20 protein-coding genes and 2 rRNA genes (1 of these 22 running past the window's edge) are annotated in these 22,618 nt (G+C 44.1%); 5 read left to right on the plus strand and 17 right to left on the minus strand.

Going from position 1 to position 22,618, the window contains the following annotated elements; genetic code table 11:
* Positions 1-16: 16 nt before the first annotated feature.
* From rfbA to glf, 10 genes are all read right to left on the minus strand, one after another.
* Positions 17-898, minus strand: coding sequence for a glucose-1-phosphate thymidylyltransferase RfbA (gene rfbA, locus OIM03_10085; protein ID HJI74598.1), 882 nt, complete (start codon positions 896-898; stop codon positions 17-19).
* Position 899: 1 nt separating this feature from the next.
* Complete coding sequence (locus tag OIM03_10090; protein HJI74599.1) at positions 900-2,300, minus strand: hypothetical protein; 1,401 nt, start codon at positions 2,298-2,300, stop codon at positions 900-902.
* Between the two features lie 303 nt (positions 2,301-2,603).
* Positions 2,604-3,923, minus strand: coding sequence for an oligosaccharide repeat unit polymerase (locus OIM03_10095; protein ID HJI74600.1), 1,320 nt, complete (start codon positions 3,921-3,923; stop codon positions 2,604-2,606).
* Positions 3,920-4,588, minus strand: coding sequence for a hypothetical protein (locus tag OIM03_10100; GenBank protein HJI74601.1), 669 nt, complete (start codon positions 4,586-4,588; stop codon positions 3,920-3,922). Before OIM03_10100 ends, OIM03_10095 begins: the two co-directional genes overlap by 4 nt.
* Positions 4,589-4,689: 101 nt before the next feature.
* The gene (locus OIM03_10105; GenBank protein ID HJI74602.1) at positions 4,690-5,469 is read right to left on the minus strand and encodes a hypothetical protein; all 780 of its coding nucleotides are present in this window, start codon (positions 5,467-5,469) and stop codon (positions 4,690-4,692) included.
* Positions 5,470-5,519: 50 nt separating this feature from the next.
* Positions 5,520-6,551 (minus strand): glycosyltransferase family 9 protein, encoded by a 1,032-nt coding sequence (locus tag OIM03_10110; protein HJI74603.1) that lies wholly within the window; start codon positions 6,549-6,551, stop codon positions 5,520-5,522.
* Entirely contained in the window at positions 6,544-7,689 is a 1,146-nt protein-coding gene (locus OIM03_10115) for a glycosyltransferase (GenBank protein HJI74604.1), read from the minus strand. The genes OIM03_10110 and OIM03_10115 overlap by 8 nt, the downstream gene beginning before the upstream one ends.
* A 3-nt stretch (positions 7,690-7,692) precedes the next feature.
* Positions 7,693-8,457, minus strand: a complete 765-nt coding sequence (locus tag OIM03_10120; protein ID HJI74605.1) for a DUF4422 domain-containing protein — start codon at positions 8,455-8,457, stop codon at positions 7,693-7,695.
* Between the two features lie 9 nt (positions 8,458-8,466).
* Entirely contained in the window at positions 8,467-9,486 is a 1,020-nt protein-coding gene (gene galE, locus OIM03_10125; protein ID HJI74606.1) for a UDP-glucose 4-epimerase GalE, read from the minus strand.
* A gap of 11 nt (positions 9,487-9,497) precedes the next feature.
* Complete coding sequence (gene glf, locus OIM03_10130; GenBank protein HJI74607.1) at positions 9,498-10,613, minus strand: UDP-galactopyranose mutase; 1,116 nt, start codon at positions 10,611-10,613, stop codon at positions 9,498-9,500.
* A 347-nt stretch (positions 10,614-10,960) separates the two neighbouring features.
* Here glf and OIM03_10135 point away from each other — a divergent pair, with 347 nt between their 5' ends.
* Genes OIM03_10135 through OIM03_10145 form a run of 3 tightly spaced genes read left to right on the plus strand, consistent with a single transcriptional unit; the run spans position 10,961 to position 12,670 of the window.
* Positions 10,961-11,722: a DUF4931 domain-containing protein gene (locus OIM03_10135; GenBank protein HJI74608.1), complete on the plus strand. Its 762-nt coding sequence runs from the start codon at positions 10,961-10,963 to the stop codon at positions 11,720-11,722.
* A gap of 5 nt (positions 11,723-11,727) precedes the next feature.
* Positions 11,728-12,459: a metallophosphoesterase gene (locus tag OIM03_10140; protein ID HJI74609.1), complete on the plus strand. Its 732-nt coding sequence runs from the start codon at positions 11,728-11,730 to the stop codon at positions 12,457-12,459.
* Positions 12,434-12,670, plus strand: a complete 237-nt coding sequence (locus OIM03_10145; protein ID HJI74610.1) for a hypothetical protein — start codon at positions 12,434-12,436, stop codon at positions 12,668-12,670. The genes OIM03_10140 and OIM03_10145 overlap by 26 nt, the downstream gene beginning before the upstream one ends.
* Positions 12,671-12,973: 303 nt before the next feature.
* Here OIM03_10145 and galU read toward each other — a convergent pair whose 3' ends face one another.
* The 5 genes from galU to OIM03_10170 all read right to left on the minus strand — a co-directional run bounded on the left by galU (position 12,974) and on the right by OIM03_10170 (position 17,034).
* A complete protein-coding gene (gene galU / locus OIM03_10150; protein HJI74611.1) occupies positions 12,974-13,846 on the minus strand; it encodes a UTP--glucose-1-phosphate uridylyltransferase GalU in 873 nt (290 codons plus the stop codon).
* Between the two features lie 320 nt (positions 13,847-14,166).
* Positions 14,167-14,415 (minus strand): hypothetical protein, encoded by a 249-nt coding sequence (locus tag OIM03_10155; GenBank protein HJI74612.1) that lies wholly within the window; start codon positions 14,413-14,415, stop codon positions 14,167-14,169.
* A gap of 107 nt (positions 14,416-14,522) precedes the next feature.
* Positions 14,523-15,278 (minus strand): SDR family NAD(P)-dependent oxidoreductase, encoded by a 756-nt coding sequence (locus OIM03_10160; protein HJI74613.1) that lies wholly within the window; start codon positions 15,276-15,278, stop codon positions 14,523-14,525.
* 21 nt (positions 15,279-15,299) lie between these two features.
* Positions 15,300-16,112, minus strand: a complete 813-nt coding sequence (pgeF, locus tag OIM03_10165; protein HJI74614.1) for a peptidoglycan editing factor PgeF — start codon at positions 16,110-16,112, stop codon at positions 15,300-15,302.
* Positions 16,113-16,119: 7 nt separating this feature from the next.
* Positions 16,120-17,034, minus strand: a complete 915-nt coding sequence (locus OIM03_10170) for an RluA family pseudouridine synthase (GenBank protein HJI74615.1) — start codon at positions 17,032-17,034, stop codon at positions 16,120-16,122.
* A gap of 792 nt (positions 17,035-17,826) precedes the next feature.
* Here OIM03_10170 and OIM03_10175 point away from each other — a divergent pair.
* A complete protein-coding gene (locus tag OIM03_10175; protein ID HJI74616.1) occupies positions 17,827-18,525 on the plus strand; it encodes a helix-turn-helix domain-containing protein in 699 nt (232 codons plus the stop codon).
* Positions 18,526-18,554: 29 nt separating this feature from the next.
* Positions 18,555-19,397: an IS3 family transposase gene (locus OIM03_10180; protein ID HJI74617.1), complete on the plus strand. Its 843-nt coding sequence runs from the start codon at positions 18,555-18,557 to the stop codon at positions 19,395-19,397.
* 181 nt (positions 19,398-19,578) lie between these two features.
* On the opposite strand, the gene rrf is transcribed toward OIM03_10180, so the two are convergent.
* A 5S ribosomal RNA gene (gene rrf, locus OIM03_10185) occupies positions 19,579-19,695 on the minus strand.
* 78 nt (positions 19,696-19,773) lie between these two features.
* Positions 19,774-22,618 (minus strand): 23S ribosomal RNA (locus tag OIM03_10190) (it continues 81 nt past the right edge of the window).

The following is a 22,618-nucleotide window of genomic DNA, read 5'->3' on the forward strand; positions in this document are numbered from 1 at the left end:
CTCCTTCTTTTCCGATTTAATCAAAGAGGACTTTCCCTTCAACTACCTTTTGCAAGTACTGTCCATATGGCGATTTGCCATACTTTTTGGCACTTTCCTTTAGTGATTCTTTATTTATCCAACCATTTGCATAAGCAATTTCCTCGGGCATGGAAATATGAATGCCGGAACGTGTTTCAACAGCACGTACAAACTCTGAAGCAGAATAAAGAGATTCCATTGTTCCCGTATCCAGCCAGGCATAACCGCGACCTAAAGTGACAACATTCAAATTGCCCTTTTCCAGATATATTTTATTGAGATCTGTAATTTCCAATTCCCCTCTGGCTGAGGGTTTGACCTGCTTTGCATATTCGCAGACATGATTATCATAGAAATAAAGGCCGGTTACCGCATAATTAGATTTTGGCTGTGCGGGCTTTTCTTCAATGGACATTGCCTTTCCATCTTTATCAAACTCAATGACGCCAAAACGTTCCGGATCATCGACGTAGTATCCAAAGACCGTCGCACCAACCTTATTCTCCGCTGCCGCTTTCAAATACTTGGTAAGACCTGCACCATAGAAAATATTATCTCCAAGTATCATTGCACAGGAATCCCCAGCAATGAATTCCTCGCCCAGAATAAAAGCCTGAGCCAGTCCATCCGGCGATGGCTGCACTTTATACGACAAATGAATCCCATAGCGAGATCCATCTCCCAGAAGTCTTTCGAAATTCGGAAGATCCGTTGGCGTAGAAATAATTAAGATATCCTTGATTCCTGCCAGCATCAGCGTGGACAGTGGATAAAAAATCATAGGTTTATCATAAATAGGAAGCAGCTGCTTCGACGTAACCATTGTCAGCGGATACAAACGTGTCCCACTGCCACCTGCTAAAATAATACCTTTCATATTAACTCCTTACAAAAGAAACTATATTCTTCACTCTGTTCCTATAAATAAATAGAAATACCGTATAAGCAACCGCATAAATGACCGTACAAAGCCAATTATTCAGGAACCACCCAGTTATCATAAATACGCCTGCCATAAGAAAGTCTGTGATTATTTCTTTCGTTAGTGATATATGCAACAATCCCTCCATAAAGTATTCTGCAAAAGTACACCGAAAAGCACTGACAATAACAATCGATAGAACAGCAGCATCTAAATCATGTAGAATCCCAACAGTAATTACAGTCAAAATAATTGATGTAATTACACTCACAGCATTGATCTGAAATATTAGAACCTCTTCTCTCATGCTTTTTAAGTAGCTATTTGCCAACAAACTCATTTTACTTTCAAATAAACATACGGGGAAAAGAATGCTCATATAAATCAAGCTATCCTCATACTTTGGCAGCCACCACCCAAGGATAAATCTCAGTGGATAATATCCAATCAAGGCCGCAAATAAAATGACCGTAAGCGCATCACGAATTTTTATATACATCTCAGAGCGCTTCTCATCATCCATGCTCTTAATAATAGGGAAAAAGACAACGCTCACAGAAGTTATAAAAACCATAAGAAAATTTGAAATCCCTAAAGTTAATGACACCCTTCCAAATGTCGCTACATCCCAGCCAATAGAGATACCATACCTGATAACACCTACAATCAACATTCCAGCAATGTTGGCAAACATAAGTTTACTTCCGACAGAAATATTGATCCTTGCTTCTGCCAGTATCCGGGGCAATGTATCAAAATCCGGTTTCAACAACGTACGACAAGTATATGCACCTATACAAAAAACCGCTGAAACAGACAGGAGCTTGGCATAATACATGTTAATGAAGCGAGCACTTCCTAATGTAATAACCAGCAACACACCAAAAAAGAACACGATTTGTTCTGTAAAAAGCATTTTGGCGTAGTCCTTGATGCGGTTCGTAATCTGCATGATGAAATTGCAAAGATTATTGAAGTTTACGATTGGCGCCAACCAGATAGCGCAGAACAACGCCAACCGCTTGACGGGATCCCCTACCAAAAATCTACCGCCTAACGTAACAAGTAGCGCCAGGACAATTTGCAACAGAAATATACTGTAAAATTGCCCCGACATAACTTTGACATTTAAATCCTTAAAGTCCTTTCCTGCATAGCGGAGATAGATGCCATCTTCCCATCCCAAGTGTAAAAAGCCTAAATAGGAGAAATAAAAGAGAAACAGTTGCCACAACCCATATTCATCCACCGATAAAAACTTTGGAACGAACATGACCATAAACACAGATACCAAAAGGGAGACCACATTGGCAGAAAGGGAATAGGATATGTTTTTAATAACTTCGTACTTTTGCAAATTTACCCCCTCCGTGTAGTCAAGTTAAATTGACAATGTTTCACTCTCAATATTGGAATTACTTCATTAAATTTAACAACTCTGTCACTCGTATTTTCATAAATTATAAATCAATTAACTATTAATCAATTTTACATTCATCTTCATACTTTCTAATCAAAGTTTTATGCGTCTATTCCAGATAAAAATATTTTATTATGATTCCATGGAAGAATAGACCTGTGGAACACATACAACTCAAGATCTTAAAGATATTACCAATTAGGCCCTCCATGGGAAATTCAAATATCTGCCAAACCTAAGTTAAATACCCTCATTGAGACAGAATCTATGCATTAGATAGACTAGCCCTAAATTATAATAAAGGGCAAAATCAAGATTACGGCTCAAAAATATATCATCATTAGTTGAAATAAACAGAGGTAACACTGTTAAAGCATATATAGCAATCCACACAGAGTTTTTTGCTCTAAATTTGATAATATCATAAAACGAAGTATAGGCCATTCCCATCAGGCACATTATTATATACATTCCCACGAAACCATAATCATCTATGTATCTCCTCATCGCCGTATAAACATTAGTGTCAATACCATAAAACTGAGTAAACTTAAGAAAGGTTGTACTGGGGGCAAGATTAAAACCTAAGTAGTTCAATTTTCTTGTAAAATCCGTAAGGGTGCTATTCCCAACTGAGGGCACTTCTAGATGCACCGAATCAAGATATACGGAAAAGGCTGGCATTGAGAGCCCCCCATAGTGGGCAATAATATCAACTGGGCTTCTTCCACCAATTGTTACTTTACCAGTGAACAAACCAAACCCAAGGAAAAAGAAAATAAATAGTATTCCTGCACCAACAAGTATGAAAATTGTTTTTTTCTTGGAATTGAAATTAAAATTATTATTCTTCTGATATAAAATTACTCCCGTAATTGCACAATAAACTATTAGAACTAACAATCCCAGTCTCCCACCTGATAGGATTAAAAATGGCATATAAAAAACAATAGTACTCAGGTATTTTAGATTTTTCAGGATTGATTGTCCACCGACATAAAAGCAATTATAGGCAAAAACGTAAAGAGAAACATATGTAAAAGATGAGGCAAAAATCTCCCTATATGTATACCAGCGAGAAAATATTTTCCCTCCGCCATGTTCTTGTGCCGATCTCACGGTGCCAATCATAGTGGCATATCCCCCTGTGTTCCCCAACTTGAGAGCCGTTTCATAGACTGTATAAAATTGAACTATGGCTAAAACGATCATTATACAAATTCCCGCGCCCAAAATAATCCAAGACATCATCAATGGTCTTTTAATCGGCCTCAGTCCTACACTTTGAGAATGAGTATTCCCCTTAAGGTACCAATCCCCCCATAAGCATCCAATACAAAAGACCAATAGTGAAGTCAATAACACTAAACCTGCAGAAATGCTAAAATGCAGATGCCAAGCTTCCGCTTTAGAATAAGCAAGAGCTAGACTAATAGTCATTGTAGTTGTCATAATAACCATTGGATGCATAATATCATATTCTGAAATAACAAACGTGAGTGCTAGTAATATAATCAAGCAGAACAACGTTATTCCAAATGCGGATCCATATCCGATCATTTGCGCTCTCCTACAAATTTAATAATTATAGCCAATGAGGCAAGCATCATTCCTAGGACAACGCCTATAATTCCATATTTTATTAAGGTCTTCTCCTTTGGAAGCTCTACCTGCTGCGGATATACATTTGAACGGCTGACTGAATCAATATTTGCATTCGGCTTAACTTCCCTAACTAATCTCTCAGATTGATTTTCAAAAATATTGATTACCTTATCATTATTATCTTTTAAATAAGACAAATTTTTAGGTGTGGATGCCGAATAATCAAATACGATTTCATATACTCCATTCTGCAATGATATTATATGAATATTTTTATTCAACCAGTCGATTTTATCCTTCAATGTCATCCTTTCCCAGTTTGCATTAAATCTTGACATGTTTACCCCACTGGGCCCATCAAGATCCTTTATAAAACTGGATAGATTATCAGTTGTTTTCATCAACGTATCATATTTGAATTCGTTAAAAACATTAACAGCTTCCGGATCTGTAAACTTAATAATATCCGTAGTATAACAGTCATCTGTCATGACTACAAAATCTGTAGTATACCATTTCTCCGCTATTAATGCCCCCCCTCCGATTGCACCACAAAGCAAAATAATAATGCCTTTACGATATAAGGAGGATATAATCCCTCTTATAAATCTGTCTTCCATGACTCTCTCCATTCTTCTATACTATAGACATCTGCTGAAATAAAATTAATTCTCTAGGTTTGATGTATTAACTACTAATATCAGAAATATTCCAATATAAATCAACCATCCATAAATTTAATTTCAATAGCTCTTCGAATCTTATGCACAGTAGCATAAAACGGCGGAAAGAAAACCAATCGTGAAGGATAAATCTTGAAGTTAATTTTCCTCCAAATGTTACGATACATTCTATCCATAGGGCTTTTTCCATGATTACTTTTTCTTCCATTTGATGAAACCACTGCGTAAATAGGTTCCGATAAGAAAAAGTTTACCTCTCTAAATAATCTATAATACAAAAGATATTTGTATAATATCTCTTCTATGCACAAGTAGGGGGTACAATAAACATACTTATGCAGGAAATGCTCTTTATAAAAGTTTGATGTTATATAAAACAAGTAGGTATCGGCCCACTTCTTATCAACATTTATATCCATCAGCAGATTTTTATCAGTCTGTCGCACCTGTTCAAGAATTTCAGGGAAATTTTCTATGATATATCTTCCACTTAATTTTATCCAGCTTTGTGGAGGATTTTTTTCATTCAGTATCCAATCGTCAAGCATCTTAAATTCTTGATACCCAATCGCATGCCTATCATTTTCATCTCTCGGAAATTTTCGGTAATTAACATTGGGAATACTTGTAAAAGCCTCATCTGATTCAATATCATATCCAGAATTTTCAAGGAAATAAATCTTTCCATACTGGCTGTAATAATTTAATGCTTTCAGGTATTCCAATCTACGTACTTTCCAATCCCTGTATTTTGAATATCTGGTCGTCGGAACTATAGTTCCGGTTAATACAAGTGCTATATCTTTATTGACTGTCATCTTATCCTCTTGCCTCATGGAATTATTTGTTTTAATATCAATACCACTTATTAAACTCTATTAGTAATATGCAGTACCTTTTCATAGACCATATCAGGTGTCACTTTCTTCATGCATTCTTTGATAGGCGCATCATAATAAAGTTCTGTCTCAAAACAATATTTATCTGGCGTAGATTCATCACTTTCTACAAAATGGGCTTTGGCTGAATACGCTCCATGAGTTTTAGGATTGGTCGGTCCAAATATAGAAAGTGTCTGTACTCCCAAAGCATCGGCAATATGCTGCATTCCAGTATCAACACCAACGCTAAGCACAGCATCTGCAATGAAGTCTATACTTTCTGATACATTCGTTTTTGCAACACAATCAAAAACATTATCTTTTTTTAGGACATCTGCATATAATGGCAGAAACTCTTTTTCAAGCGGTCCCCCTAAGAGACAAATATCATAAGGAAGATTCGAAAGTTTGTCTACTAACTCAACCATATATTCAGGAACCCAGCAGCGGGTAAAAACGTACTTTCCATTATGATAATTCTTATCTCCGCCGCCAATATTGACTATAATCTTCTTGTTTTTTATATGCAGTTTTTTATTTAGTCTCCTTGTCTCTTCAGAATTTGACAGCAAATGCGGTTGCCGATCAATTACGTCCCCAACTAACCCCTTAATCATATTCAAGTTGCGATCCACAAAATGGACTGTATTATCCAAATCGGGCCAATTCAACCCCTGATACTGTTCCCCATACAAGTTCTTAATTCTTAAAAATTTGAACAGCTTGATTCCTTTATCCTTTGGAGTCATGGTAGCAAGAATCCCGGTATCAAAATGTTTCACTTTCATTTGGATCACTGTCTTGATTGTCTCCCATATCGGGCGTCCCTTAAGACTTAGATAATAATACCGATTAACATAAGCTCCGCTTCGTTCAAAAATTTCTTTATTATTTTCTCCATTTACAATTATGGCTATATATGCATCTGGATATTTACGCCTTATTGCGGTAAGAACTGGAAGCATGCACACACAATCCCCCAGGCCATGCTTCATCTCAATTAGAATTTTTCTACTCATCTACCGTGTATCCCATCAATTCATAACAATTGGTTACCTTTTCTATTTCATCAGTAATTTCATATCCAGATGAAATAAATTCTTGCCAAGTATCAGAGCGTTCGTCTTTTGAAACTTCAAGAATCTTTTTTGCCCATTCCTTAGCCATCAACGACACATCCATAAAATAACACTTTTGTGTTATCTCCATTTCTTTTGGAATGACTATAGAAAATAGAGAAGGTAATCCAGCTGCTTGCGCCTCAATTCCAACGTTGCCCATCCCCTCGAATCTAGATGGTAAAATAAATACATCCATTGCCTGCATTAATTGGGGCACATCATGTCTGACGCCCAAGATTTTAACTTTCTTTTCTAGATTAAATTGAGCTATTTTTTCTTTAACTTCATTAAAGAAAGACTCTCCATTCTGCTTTCCGCCTATCAATAGCAAGCATGCATCCGAATGGCATTTTACCAATTCATTAAATATATCTATTACAAAGCTCTGATTTTTCTGGTATGAAAAACGTCCTATATGTCCAACACATATCGTAGAATCAGCTAAGCCAAGATTCTTTCGCATTTCTGCTCTGACCTTTTCGTTGTATCGATATCGACTGGAATCAATAGCATTTTTGGCAATAATTACTTTTTGGCCTTTCAATAGAGAATCTGGAAACATCCATTTGGCAGCAAGCTCTGAGCAAGCCCAATAATCTGTAGCTAGTGATGGCAGCCATTGTTTCCACACTCGATGCGCCATTTGTTTTGCTCTTCTCATGTTAGAACGTTTTTCATCAATATCTGTACTATGAGAATGCACAATAATACGTTTAAACCCAGCTCTTCTAGCAGCAATTATAGGAACTATATTTGCATATGACATATTAAAATGAATCGCCGTATAATTATTTTCTTCCTTAAGTGATTTTAATATATTCGTATATTCTAAAAAATGCGTAGGATGGGGCAGTCTAAAGAATTTCGCTCCCATATCTAAAAATTCTTGTTCAAAATCCAATTGATTCTCATAAGTAATGAAATCGAATTGAACACGATTTTTATCAATGAATCTGTAATTATTACATATATAACCGGTAAGCCCGCCCCCATCATTGCTGACGGTCGCTTGAAGAATACGAACTGGTTTTTGCATTCTTTATCTCCCCACCAATTTCCTTTTCAGGAAAGCAGTCCCCTTTTTCACCCAATCAATATGTTCCAGAAATACCACGGAAACTTCACATTCTCTGAGCTGCTTATGTTCAAGCCAGACGTTAAAGAGGCGCTCGGACATGAAGCCGTAAAGTCGTCTTTCATACGTATCATAGCCTGTCATATCTGTTCTCTTTTCCAGTTCGAAAAGGATATCAAAGAGCCACGCTGCATATTCGTCAAAGATTTCTTTCTTCATGACGAACATGTTCAGGATATGAAGTTTTCTTCGGTTCATGACTTTGGTGAAATCAGCACTATATTCCGGATACTTCTCCGCTATGATTTTTTCTGTTATATCGAGATCTTTTTTATAGTGGGCATGCTCATACTGGCTGCGGACGGTTTCAATATAATAGTTTCTCTTCTTTGGAAGAATGACATCATATTTTTTCAGGAGTTTCTCATAGTCCTCTCTATGAAAAATAGCCTGTTTTTTCTTTTCAATATCATCGGAATGTGTCTTCTTTCCAAAGTAACGTCTGTAATGGCAAAGGCCGATATAATCGCAGGAAAGATTCTTCCATGCCCAGTAAAGACCGGTCAGTTCACAGAATTCAGGATTCTTGATGGAAATATTGTCTCCCGTATTATCCGGCGTATATCCCAGATCTTCTTTTCCCTCTGCTCCGACCCGAAGCGGCAAATAGACGGAATCCTCCGGCATCCAGTATTTCTTATGCGCTGCAACTAAAATCTTAATATCCATATTCCTTCTTTATCCCTTATATCCATTCGGATTTTTCTTCTGCCAGTTCCAGGTATCACGGCACATATCCTCGAGAGAACGTCTTGCTTTCCATGCAAGAACCTCCTGTGCTTTGGAAGAGTCTGCCCAGAATTCAGGAAGGTCGCCGGCCCTTCTTTGTCCGATTTCATACTTGATCTTGACGCCGGATGCATCTTCGAAAGCATGGATAATATCCAGAACGCTGTATGGCGTCCCTGTACCAAGGTTGAAAATATTGACGCCTTTATTTTCAGCGGCAAAGCCTGCAGCGCTGACATGACCGTCCGCCAGATCCATGACATGGATATAGTCACGCCTGCAGGTGCCGTCCGGTGTCGGATAGTCTCCGCCAAAGACGGTCAGGTGATCTCTGCGTCCTACAGCGACCTGAGCAATGTATGGCATGAGGTTATTCGGAATGCCCTGCGGATCCTCTCCGATGAGACCGCTTTCATGAGCACCGATCGGATTGAAGTAACGAAGAAGGACGACGCTGAGACCTGGATCAGCCTTGGCGGCATCTTCCAAGATCTGCTCCATCATGACTTTTGTCCAACCATACGGATTGGAGCAGCTTCCTCGTTTCATTGTTTCTTTATAGGGAATCGGATTTTCTTCTCCATACACGGTAGCGGAAGAAGAGAATACAAACTGATGGACGTTTGCTTCCTGCATGCATTCCAGAAGTGTCAGTGTCGTATCGATATTATTTCTGTAATAACGGATCGGCTGGCTGACGGATTCTCCGACGGCCTTGAGACCTGCAAAGTGGATAACGCATTCGATCGGATCTTCAGCGAAAACCTTTCTCATACCATCTTTATTTTTTACATCCACTTCATAGGCCTTGACTTTCTTCCCCGTGATTTTCTCGATGCGATTGACAGCCTCAGGTGAGCTGTTGCTGTAGTCGTCTGCAATCACGACATCATAACCTGCTTCCAGAAGTGCCACTGCCGTATGAGAGCCGATATAGCCGGCTCCGCCTGCCAATAAGATTGCCATCATATCCCCCGCCTTTAAATTTCTTTTTCAGCCACGCGAAGTGCATCCGCAATGACCTGATCCATGTCGTAATACTTGTATTCTCCGAGACGTCCGCCGAAAATGACCTTGCTTTCCTTTTTTACCTTTTCCGCATATTGCTGGTAGAGAGCACCATTCTTTGCATCATTGACCGGATAGTACGGTTCATCACCGGGTTTCCATTCGGAGCTGTATTCTCTGGAAATAACTGTCTTTGGAAGGTCATGCCCTTCATCATCCTTACCGAACTGGAACCATTTATGCTCAATAATTCTTGTCCAAGGAGTTTCCCTATCCGTATAGTTCACGGCTGCATTTCCCTGGAAATTCGGCTTATTCAGTGTTTCTACCTCAAAGCAGACACTTCTGTATTCCAAAGGTCCTAAGTCATAACCGAAGTATGCATCAATCGGACCCGTATAGACGACGCGGTCCGCCAGAGCATCGAGCTCTTCCTTATGTTCCAAATAATCTGTATTCAGACGGACTTCAATGCCTTCCAGCATATTCTCGACCATTTTTGTATATCCGCCGATCGGAATCCCCTGGTAAAGAGCATTGAAATAATTATTGTCGAAAGTCAGGCGGACAGGAAGTCTTTTGATAATAAAGGATGGAAGTTCCGTGCAGGCTCTGCCCCACTGTTTTTCCGTATACCCTTTGATCAGCTTTTCATAAATATCTGTCCCAACAAGGCTGATGGCCTGTTCTTCCAGATTCTTCGGATTCGTAATACCGGCTGCTTTTCTTTGTTCTCCGATCTTGGCAGCTGCTTCCTCCGGCGTCACAACACCCCACATCTTATTGAAGGTGTACATATTGAAAGGAAGGGAGTAAAGCTCTCCATGATAATTTGCCACCGGAGAATTTGTGAAGCGGTTGAATACAGCATACTGATTGACATAATCCCAGACTTTCTTGTCGTTCGTATGGAAAATATGAGCGCCGTAAACATGGACATGAATGCCTTCCTTATCTTCGGTATAGACATTCCCCGCAATGTTTGGACGCTTTTCAACGATCAGCACTTTCTTACCCGCCTTGACTGCCTCTCTGGCAAATACAGCACCAAAGAGTCCGGATCCAACGATCAAATAATCATATTTCATGGAGATGCTCCTTTTAATGACTAATTCCTGTCTTTCTCTTTCAATAATAAAAACTGCCTTTGGATTCTTTCATGAAATCCTCCGGCCTCCTTCTTTTCCTTATATGATTCCTCACCGAAATCGTCATGAAAAATAGCGATACATACGCTTTTATTATACGTTTCCATGCTTTAAATAACAATGTATAAATGCTATTTAAAGAAGTAAAATTTTTCTTCTTTATTTTTGCTATAGGATTCTTTTTCTTATGCGATAACCTCGTTTTCCATTCATAACACAAATCATATTTATCTCAAGATAAGGAAAGTCTCTGTGTTATAATTGAAGTGAAAGCTGAGGAATCTACCATGAATACACCTATCATTTTCAACCTTTCAATCGGAGGCAAGAAGCCGCATTCTTCGACGCAGAAAATCTGCCCTTTCTGCCATCCTGAAACTTTAACAAACATCCTCGACAAGAAGGATGATATCATCTGGCTGATGAACAAGTTCCCTGTTTTCGAAGGAACATATCCGACGGTCATTGTAGAGACTTCTGACCATGATGCAGAACTGACGACGTACAGTAAGGAAAAGCTGCATGAAGTCATTTCCTTTGGCCTTGAACGCTGGGAAAAGATGGAGACGGACAAGCGTTTCAAATCCGTCCTTTATTTCCGCAACTACGGCCCTGGTTCAGGCGGCTCGCAGCGCCATCCTCATTCCCAGATCATCGGTCTTGATACGTATGACTACAAGGACAACATCGACCGGGAGAATTTCCTAGGTCCCGTCATCCATGAAGATGACGACTGCTACGCCACCGTATCGGACTATCCGATCAGCGGCATGGGAGAAATGAACGTCACTCTGAAGAAGGATGCTTCACCGGAAAAATTCGCTGACACGATCCAGACACTGGCCCGCTATGTCCTGAATGACTTCCCTCTCCCCTGCACGAGCTACAACATTTTCTTTTACCATTTCAAACATATCCGGGCGAAGATTTTCCCGCGCTACACGGCAAGTCCTCTCTACATGGGCTACCATATCACCCATGTCATGGATCCGGAAAGCCAGAAGCGCATGATGGAAATGCTTCATACCGAAAAGTATTTTGGAGAATGACACTGATGAAATTATATGCTTTCAGTGACTTCCACCTCTCAGGAGACCCGCCGACAAAACCGATGGACATCTTCGGACCTGCCTGGAACAATCACAGGGAGAAGATCATCCATGCATGGATGGAAACGATCCATCCTGAAGACACGGTCATCATGGCGGGCGATTTGTCATGGGCTCTTCATATCCAGGATGCTATTTCCGACCTGAAGATGCTGGGAAGCCTTCCGGGAAGAAAGATCATCGTCCGCGGCAACCATGACTACTGGTGGGATACCGTCACAAAAATGACCCGCATGACAGACGGCGCTTTTGAATTTATCCATAACTCCGCCCTCTCTGTCGGACCGATAGCCATCGCCGGCACAAGAGGCTGGATTGCAGAAACGTCCAGAAAGCTGACAGAGGCCGATAAGCCGATCATTTTACGGGAAGAAGGAAGACTGGAACGCTCCCTGGAGCTGGCCAGCAAGATGAATCCGGAAAGAATCATCGCCGTCCTTCACTATCCGCCTTTCGATGAACTCAGAAATCCGACCCATATGCTGCAGCTCATGACCAAGTACCACGTCACCGACTGCGTCTACGGCCATATCCACGGAGCCATGAATTTCCAAAACCTACCCGATGAGCTCGAAGGCATCCGCCTCCATCTCACCTCGGCCGACTATCTGGACTTCAAGCCTCATCTTCTTTATGACCTGGAGGATTTCCATGCTGAGAAAAACGACAGAGAGTAAACTCCTGGCAGGCTATATCTATGGAGACAACGTCACAAAAGAATACGTCTACCTCCCCGGGAGCGAAGTCGACACAGAAGAACCCATGCTCGTCTATGAAGATAACGGCAGAAGGGACGACGTAGGAATGGAACGAGCTTTGGAAGTCATAGAAAAAAGAAGCCTCAAACCAACCACACACCCAGTATTTGGAAAGAATACGATGGGATAATAAGCAAGAAAATAAAAAGAGCCGTGACGAAATGTGCAATCATTTCGCCACGGCTCCTTTTGTATCGGCAGATTCGATTAAAGGATTATCTAACACTGGTGTATAAGCTTTGTCTAGACACCAAAAACCTCGATGCGCTCGAAGGAAATGAACCTCCTCAGGCGCATACGCGCCAGCTCCCCCTACGGGGCGAGCTCTGACACCCTTAAGCCGAACTTCGTTCGAAAAAAGGAAAAACAGCATTTCTGCGGAATTTGTCATAGCCCTTTTTGTTGCTCTTCCAAACAAGAAACGTCTCTTTTATCACAGTTCCAATGTCTTCAGGTATTCTCTGAATCCTGGTCCAATATCCTCTCTTCTAAGAGCAAATTCTACCATGGCTTTGAGATAACCAAGCTTATTGCCTGTGTCGTAGCGTTTTCCTTTGAAGTTATAGGCATAAACGTTTCCATTTCTTGCCATGACGCGAAGGGCATCGGTAAGCTGGATTTCTCCGCCTTTCCCTGGTTTCGTTTGTTCAAGGATCTTGAATATTTCCGGAGTGATGACGTAGCGTCCAAGCGCTGCAAAGCGGCTGGGGGCTTCTTCGATAGAAGGTTTTTCTATCATGTCCAGAACTTTGACCAAGTCCGGATCTTCCGTTTTTACGCCATCAATGATTCCATAGGAGGAGACCTGGTCTTCTCTTACGAGCTGGCATCCAATGACAGCTCCGCCCGTCTTTTCATACTGGTCCATCAGCTGCTTCAGAGCCGGCTTTCCATCGCCATTATATACGACATCATCGCCAAGGATGACGCCAAATGGTTCTCCGTCCATGAATTCCTTAGCACAGAGAATGGCATCTCCAAGACCTCTCATGTACTGCTGGCGGGTATAATGCACTTTGACAGAAGCCACGTGACGAATCTCTTTCAGAAGATCCATCTTTCCAGATTCATACAGATGCTGCTCCAGCTCTGGAGACGAATCGAAATGATCTTCGATAGCTCTCTTCGCATGTCCTGAAATGATCAGGATCTGTTCAATCCCGCTCGCTTCGATTTCCTCGACAATATACTGGATTGTAGGCTTATCTACGATCGGAAGCATCTCCTTCGGCATCGCCTTCGTTTCCGGAAGGAACCGAGTACCAAACCCCGCTGCCGGAATCACTGCTTTTCTAATCTTCTGCATTTCATTCACTCCAAACGACTCATTCTATCCGACAAAACAACGATCAGAACAGTGAAGAATCACCATCCTGTCTCCACACGTTGTTTATGGCTTATTTAGGTAGTATATCATATATTTATTCTTTTGTTGGAGTTTAGTCATAGAGAAAGAGAATAGGCAGAACTCCTCATAGTATAAAATCCGCCCTCGTTCCAGTGGAACGAGGGCTTCGCTTTCTCCAAGAAAGTCAGGAAGAACACATCGTAATTGATAATAGCCGCTCACGTCGATGCGGAAAGTTTTGACCTGCCCCAGCGGGGAAGGAGCGGTCAGCCAATCACTTAACTGTTGCTGACGAAAGGGGTGCAGTATTCATCGGTTTTTATAAAAAGGTTCTGCGAGTGAAGCGAGGTTGGCTTGTTTTCCCATTCGCCATACTTGGCGGTTGTGAAGGTGTAATACCTAACAGCCTTCTTTTCCATATTTATTAAACTGAAAGCGTACCTTGGCTTTTTAGCGATGCTGCGGGCGCGGCGAGCAAGGATGATTAAACCACACAGCCGGCCCATGGCCTGGGAAATGCAACTCATCCCCCGGCTCCGTCGGTACCTTCCCTTCCAGGGCAAGGTTAAGACCGGCCTACGGCCCCTCTTTCCTTAACGGGACGCCTTTCCCGGTTGGCGTGTCTTCCCTTCCCCTACGCTTTCATCCATTTCCTTATTTTCCATACGAGCCCTAGCGGGGCGAGTCTGGTGCCTATGGCTGTGAGTTTGGCCATTTTCCCTGGGAGACTGACTGTTTTCCCGTGTCTTAGGTCTTCGAGGGCTTTTTTTACTGTGTCTTCGGCGGTGAGGATGCCCTTTTCTGAGACGCGGCCTTGGGCGCCTGCTTTTTCTATGAATTCAGTGTCTTTGATCCAGTAGGGGCAGAGGGCCATGATATGGATGTTTCTTTCTTTCATTTCTTCATTGACTGCTTGGGAGAGGGAGAGGAGGAAGGCTTTTGTCGCGCCGTAGACGGCGAGGTCCGGCAGCGGCAGAAGGCCTGCTACGGATGCTACGTTGATTATCCCTGCTCCTTCTTTCATATAGGGAAGGCAGAGTTTCATCATTTTTACGGGAGCCTGGCAGTTCAGACCGATCATGCTGACGGCGTCTTCGGTACTTTCTTCGTCAAAGGTGGTCATGGCGCCTCTTCCTGCGTTATTGATGAGGAGGTGGATGTCAGGCTTTTCTCTTTCCATTAGGACGGAAAGGAGACCGTAGAGGCCTTCGTCATCGAGGCTTGCCGCAAAGATGCGAAGGGGCGTCTTGACGGAAGAGGCGAGTTCTTCGAGTTTGTCTCTTCTTCTGGCAATGACCCAGATTTCATCCAGTTTTCCTTCTTCGGATAGCTGCTTGACGAATTCCCGTCCGAGTCCGGAGGAAGCTCCGGTGACGACTGCTGTCCTCATACGCGCATCTCCTTTTGAAACTTAATCCTCGAGCATCATGACGGCCATATGGCGTCCAGTCTTTCCTCCTGCTTTCCTGTAGGAGTAGAAGATATCGTCATGGCAGAAGGTGCAGATCCCGCAGTCTTCGATGTGATTCTCTGCAATGCCTGCTTTTCTCATGAGAACGTGGTTGCCTCCCGGCAGGTCGAAGAGAAATTTCCCATTTTCCTTCGTGCGGCTTAGCTTTTCCATTTCTTCATCCGTAAAGAGGTCTTTCATCGCTTCAATGACGTCGTCTCCGACTTCGAAGCATTCGAGACCAATGGCCGGTCCAATCGCAGCGCGGATATCTTCTCTCTTCGAGCCGAATTTCTCTTCCATGAGAGAAACGGTCTTTCCAACGATATTTCCCGCCGTCCCGCGCCAGCCTCCATGGGAAAGAGCAATGACTCCTTTGGGATCATAGAAGAATAGAGGTGTGCAGTCGGCGTAATTCATCGTGATCGGAACGTTCGCTTCATTGGTTATAAGGCCGTCAGTATCAGGGATCGCCGCATCAAGGGAGAGCGCCCCGCGTCCGCAGTCTTTCTTTCCCACGATTTCTATATGAGTCCCGTGCACCTGGCTGCAGTTGATGAGCGTCCTGCTGTCAGCGCCAAGCGCATCAAAGAAACGTTTCCTGTTCTCCACGACAAGGGAAGGATCATCCCCGACGTGGAGCCCCATGTTCAAGCTAGCGAAAACCCCCTGGCTGACGCCGCCGTCCCTGCAGGAGACGGCAGCCGTAAGGGGCGCGTTTTCAAATACATCAAAGGTCAAATATGAAACTCCGTTTTTCTTCTGAATCGTCATAAGCACCTCATAATTTGGAAATATCCAGATCAGGCCAGATATCCTTGATCAAAGATTTCATATCATCAGGAACAGGAGCTGTGAAATTCATTTTCTTTCCCGTCACCGGATGAGTAAATTCAACAGAATACGCATGGAGCGCCTGGCGCTGGATAAGATCCATCGAGCCTCCATAGAGATCATCCCCAAGGAGAGGATGATGCATATGTGAGAAATGAACGCGGATCTGATGCGTCCTTCCCGTCAGAAGGTGAACACGCACCAGCGTCGCCTTCCACGAGTGCGCCACGACCATGTACTCCGTCCATGCCGGCTTCCCGTCGTCACGAACCATCCACTCGACGATGCTCCCGGGCTTCCTCCCGATCGGATCATCAATGACCTTCTTATCCTTATCCTTCTCCTCCATCTCGATTTCCCCGCTCACAAGAGCCAGGTACTCACGATAAATCGAATCATGCGACTTCGAAAGGTCATACTGCACATTCGCCGACTTCGCCACAACAACAAGCCCCGTCGTATTCCGGTCCAGACGATACACAGGATGAATCCCCGCATCCTCGCCCTTCTTCTTGAAATACCCCGCGACAGCATTCACCAAAGTCTCCTGCGTCGACTTCGACGTAGGATGAATAATCATATGAGGCCCCTTATTCACCACAAGAAGCCAGGGATCCTCATACACAATATCCAAAGGAATATCCACCGGAAGAATATCATTCTCCTCCGACCAGATCAAAGTAATCTCATCCCCTGCATGCAGCGCCGTCCGTGCATTAAACACCTGCCTGCCATTAATCAGGATCGTCCCATTCCACTTGATCTTCTTCCAAAGCGAAGAGGAGAGATGCATATGTCCAAGCACAAAATGCCGCAGCTCCTTCCCCTCAAACCAAGGATCCACCACAACCTTCAAGTCCATACCATCACCCGCTCCCATTCAGCAAATATCTAAACTCTTTCATATATATTGTAACAGAAAAACAAAGAAAAGTTACAGGAAGAAATGAAGGGAAAGTTAAAAAGGCGATGTCAAAGCTTTCGCACTTGACCTTGCTCTGGAAGAGAAGGGCGTATGGTAGGGATAAGATTAAGAAAGGTTTCAAACAAATCAGATTGGAAATCTTTTCTTTATTCCTCTTGAGACCTGCCTCGGAGAGGAAGGGTGCCGCAAATGCGGCGGAAAGGAGTGCAGTTTCTAAGAAGAGAGTTGCATTTCTGCGAGCGGAGCGAGGTTGTGTGGTGTTAACCTTGCCTTCCCAGACGGGGAAGGTGAGCGGCCCCGTTGCTGATGCCGCTCGGATAGGGTTGATTATTCATTGGTCCTTATAAAAGGTTTCGACGAGTGAAGCGAGGTCGCGTGGTTTTGATTTTCCTCAAGGCAACGCCTTGGTTTAAGGGTGTCAGAGCTCGCCCCGCAGGGGGAGCTGGCGCGCATGCGCCTGAGGAGGTTCATCTCGTATGTACCGTCCGGTACAGTTGTACGGTTTCTATATAAAAGCTTATTGATATGAAAGCGTACCTTGGCTTTTTAGCGGAGATGCGGGATTGGAGTTAAAACCAAACAACCAAAGCTAACGCTTTGTAGAACTACATCTCATCCGACGCCTCCGGCGCCACCTTGGTATGATTCAACAAGAAAGACAGAATAATATCATAAATATATTAGGAGGTCATTCTTATGCCATGTAAAACCAAAGCGTCCCCGGAGGAAATGTTAGACCAGATTGCTTCATATCTCTATCAGGGTGTTACGATTACCCAGGCAGCTGAAAATCTTCATATGAGCCGCATAACATTCAGGAAATGGGTCCTCCGGTATAAAGAGGAGGGCTTTAAGGGATTGCGGCCCAGGCAGCATTTGTCTTACTACTCCAATCAGATGAAGATCCAGGCCGTAAAGGAATATCTTAAAGGCGGTGTTTCCATGCTTTCCGTCTGTGCCAAATACAGAATTTCCGGCACACTCTCCCTTAAAACATGGATTGAGGCGTATAATGAGCATAAGTTGACAGACCTCGTTTCTGAAGGAGGAGATCTTATGGGCAAACGCCAGCAATCGGTCAAGGAAGAGCGAGTCAGAATCGTTCAGGAGTGCATCGCCAGTGGATGCGATTATAACAAGATAGCCAAGAAGTACAACATGTCCTACCAAACGCTCTACACATGGGTAAAAAAGTTCAAGGAAATGGGCGAAGTTGGTCTTGAGGATTACAGAGGAAAGCCGATCAGGCTCCAAACGCCCCGGACCGAAGAAGAACAGCTGCGTCAGGAGAATGCCAGACTTCTTGAAGAACAGAAGGATCTTATAGCAGAGATTGCCCTGCTAAAAAAAAAGATGGAGATAGAGGAAAGGTTGCGTTCCTCGAAGGATTCAGCCTTACTCACCTTCTCAGAGATTTTAAAGCCATAAAAGAAGTCCATGAAGAAACCAACATCTCCATAGAAAGTCTCTGCCGACTCTCAAAGGTCTCCCGGGCAGCTTATTACGGATGGCTGAATCATATTAAGAGCGGCCGTGAACTGCTGAGAGAAAAGGTCGCACAGGAGGTCATGAAAACCCATCAGGAATATCCGGATATGGGATACCGCCGGATTAACGATTGGATCAAGAAGGATGACAACATCAATATAAATGTAAGCGACAGTCTGGTTCTTCGTATCATGCGGATACTTAATATTAAGTCCGTGATCAAGTACAAGACCGATGGTTGCACTCGTAACGCAAAGGATCCAAAGTACATTTTTGAAAACCTGCTGAACCGTGACTTTGATGCCGGCGTGTCCAATGCAAGATGGATGACGGATGTCACTGAATTCAAGTACACAACTGCTGATGGAGTTTTGCACAAGTTATATTTAAGCGCGATTATTGACGGCCATGATCGCCGGATTGTCTCTTATGTCATCGGCGACAGGAACAATACTGCACTGGCTTTTGAGACAATGGAAAAGGCACTTAAAGAGAATCCTGGAGAACATCCAATGATTCATACCGACCGCGGATTCCAGTATACAAGCAACGGATTCCATAAGATTGTTGAAAAAGCAGGACTGGTTCACAGCATGTCCCGTGTAGGCTGCTGTGCAGACAACGGTCTGATGGAAGGGTTCTGGGGAATGCTGAAGCGCGAACGTTACTACACACGTAAATTCACCAGCCGTAAAGCAGTGGTAAGCATGATCAACGGCTACATCTACTTCTACAACAACAAACGCATTCAGCGCAAATTACATCTTTTAGCTCCAATGGAAGTATTCAACGCAGCTCCAATGGCCGCATGATTAAGATTAAAGTACGATTAGATTTTTTATGATATTTATTTGTCTGTATTAACAAATCCGCACCACCTTCTCCTCCCGGAGCAAGGTTTCATAAGGAATAAAAATAAGATCACAATACTTATTTGTTTGAAACCTTTATAAATAAAAATAGCACTTACCTAAGTAAGTGCTATTTTCGCTTAATCAGCAGCTTCCTATCCTCCCAGGCCGCTTCCAGCCAAGTACTTTCGGCGTTTGTGAGCTTAACTACCGTGTTCGGCATGGGTACGGGTGTATCCTCACAGCTATCGCCACTGAATCTGAGAGTCTGTTCTCTCAAAACTATACAGAAGAAGTTCCGAAGGCTCTTTCAAGCCGGTCGTGCTTTTGTGAAATTTAAGTTAAGACCTCGACCTATTAGTACTGCGTCGCTCCAAGCCTTGCGGCTCTTCCACTCACAGCCTATCAACCTCATCGTCTTTAAGGGGTCTTACTCATTGCTGATGAGAAGTCTCATCTTGGGACGGGCTTCACGCTTAGATGCTTTCAGCGTTTATCCTTTCCGGATGCGGCTTTCCAGCCGTGCCATTGGCGTGACAACTGGTACACCGTCGATCCGTCCACTCCGGTCCTCTCGTACTAGGAGCAGCCTCCCTCAAACTTCTTGCGCCCGCGATGGATATGAACCAAACTGTCTCACGACGTTTTGAACCCAGCTCGCGTACCACTTTAATGGGCGAACAGCCCAACCCTTGGAACCTACTCCAGCTCCAGGATGTGATGAGCCGACATCGAGGTGCCAAACCTCCCCGTCGATATGAACTCTTGGGAGAGATTAGCCTGTTATCCCCAGGGTAGCTTTTATCCGTTGAGCGATGGCCTTTCCACGCAGTACCACCGGATCACTAAGCCCGACTTTCGTCTCTGCTCGACTTGTCTGTCTCGCAGTCAAGCTCCCTTCTGCCTTTGCACTCTTCGGCCGGTTTCTGTCCGGCCTGAGGGAACCTTTGGGCGCCTCCGTTACTCTTTCGGAGGCGACCGCCCCAGTCAAACCGCCTGCCTGAGATGGTCCGCAAGGTTGTTAATCTTCGCGTTAGAATCCCAGCAACAGAAGGGTGGTATCCCAACATTGGCTCCGCAGCAACCAAAGTCACTACATCAAAGCCTCCCACCTATCCTGTGCGTCTGCCACCGGGATTCAATCTCAAGCTGCAGTAAAGCTCCATGGGGTCTTTCTGTCCAGTCGCGGGTAACCTGCATCTTCACAGGTATTTCAATTTCACCGGGCCCCTCGTTGAGACAGCGCCCAAATCATTACGCCTTTCATGCGGGTCGGAACTTACCCGACAAGGAATTTCGCTACCTTAGGACCGTTATAGTTACGGCCGCCGTTCACTGGGGCTTCAGTTCAAAGCTTCGCTTGCGCTAACCTCTCTCCTTAACCTTCCAGCACCGGGCAGGCGTCAGCACCTATACTTCAGCTTTCGCTTTCGCAGGCACCTGTGTTTTTGGTAAACAGTTGCTTGGGCCTCTTTTCTGCCACCCTTTTCTGTTCCGTGCGTTTCTGCACTTCGCCTACTCAGGGCCATCCTTCTCCCGAAGTTACGGATGCAATTTGCCGAGTTCCTTAACGAGGGTTTTCCCGCGCACCTTAGGATTCTCTCCCCGCCTACCTGTGTCGGTTTACGGTACGGGCGGATTTCGTCTCGCTAGAAGTTTTTCTTGGCAGTGTGGGATCCATGAGTTCGTCATAATCGCTTATAACTCCCCATCATGTCTCTGCTTTCAGAATCGGGGATTTGCCTCCGATTCAACATACGCACTTGGACGCGCTCTTCCAGTCGCGCGATCATGTGCCCTCCTGCGTCACTCCATTGCTCAAATGACTCCATCCGGTACAGGAATTTCAACCTGTTGTCCATCGCCTATGCGTCTGTGCCTCGGCTTAGGTCCCGACTTACCCTGAGACGACGATCGTTGCTCAGGAACCCTCGGGCTTTCGGTGGAAAGGATTCTCACCTTTCTTTTCGATACTCATACCGGCATTCTCACTTCTTATGTGTCCACATCTCCTTACGGTAATGCTTCTTCCCCATAAGAACGCTCCCCTACCCATTGCATTAAGCAATGCCATAGCTTCGGTTCCGTGCTTGAGCCCCGGACATTTTCGGCGCAGCGTCTCTCGACCAGTGAGCTATTACGCACTCTTTAAATGGTGGCTGCTTCTGAGCCAACATCCTGGTTGTTTATGAAACGCCACATCCTTCGCCACTTAGCACGGCATTTGGGACCTTAGCTGATGATCTGGGCTGTTTCCCTTTTGACCACGGCCCTTATAAGTCGTAGTCTGACTCCCAGGTATAATTGCAGCCATTCGTAGTTTGACTGGGTTTGGTAACCGGGTAGGTCCCTCTCCTGATCAGTGCTCTACCGCCTGCAATCTTTACCCTGAGGCTAGCCCTAAAGCTATTTCGGGGAGAACCAGCTATCTCCACGTTCGATTGGAATTTCACCCCTACCCACACCTCATCCTAACCCTTTTCAACGGATATAGGTTCGGTCCTCCACACATTTTTACCTGTGCTTCAACCTGGACATGGGTAGATCACTGTGGTTTCGGGTCTATGCAGTCCAACTATTCGCCCTATTAAGACTCGCTTTCGCTTCGGCTCCGCATTTCCTGCTTAACCTCGCTGGACCTCATAACTCGCCGGTTCATTCTTCAATAGGCACGCCGTCGACCTGATATATATACGGTCTCCGACTGCTTGTAAACATACGGTTTCAGGTTCTCTTTCATTCCCCTCCCGGGGTGCTTTTCACCTTTCCCTCATGGTACTATGCGCTATCGGTCGATATCTGTGTTTTGCCTTGGAGGGTGGTCCCCCCTGCTTCCCACGGGGTTTCTCGTGTCCCGCGGTACTCTGGTACCGTCTGTTCCGCTTCCTCTTTCGCTTACATGGCTTTCACATCCTGCGGCGCTCCTTCCCAGAAGCTTCAGCTGGATTCCACGTTCGTGTGACGGCCCTCAACCCCGTAAAAGTTTCCTTCTGCGGTTTGGGCTTCTGCCCCGTTCGCTCGCCGCTACTGGGGGTATCTCGTTTGATTACTTCTCCTCAGGCTACTTAGATGTTTCAGTTCGCCTGGTTCCCTCCCATACTCAGAGGCATGGGTGACTGTGCATAACCACAGCCGGATTGCTCCATTCGGACATCTGCGGGTCAAAGGTCATTTGCACCTCA

This window comes from Veillonellaceae bacterium (assembly GCA_025992895.1).
GTDB lineage: Bacteria > Bacillota > Negativicutes > Veillonellales > Dialisteraceae > Dialister.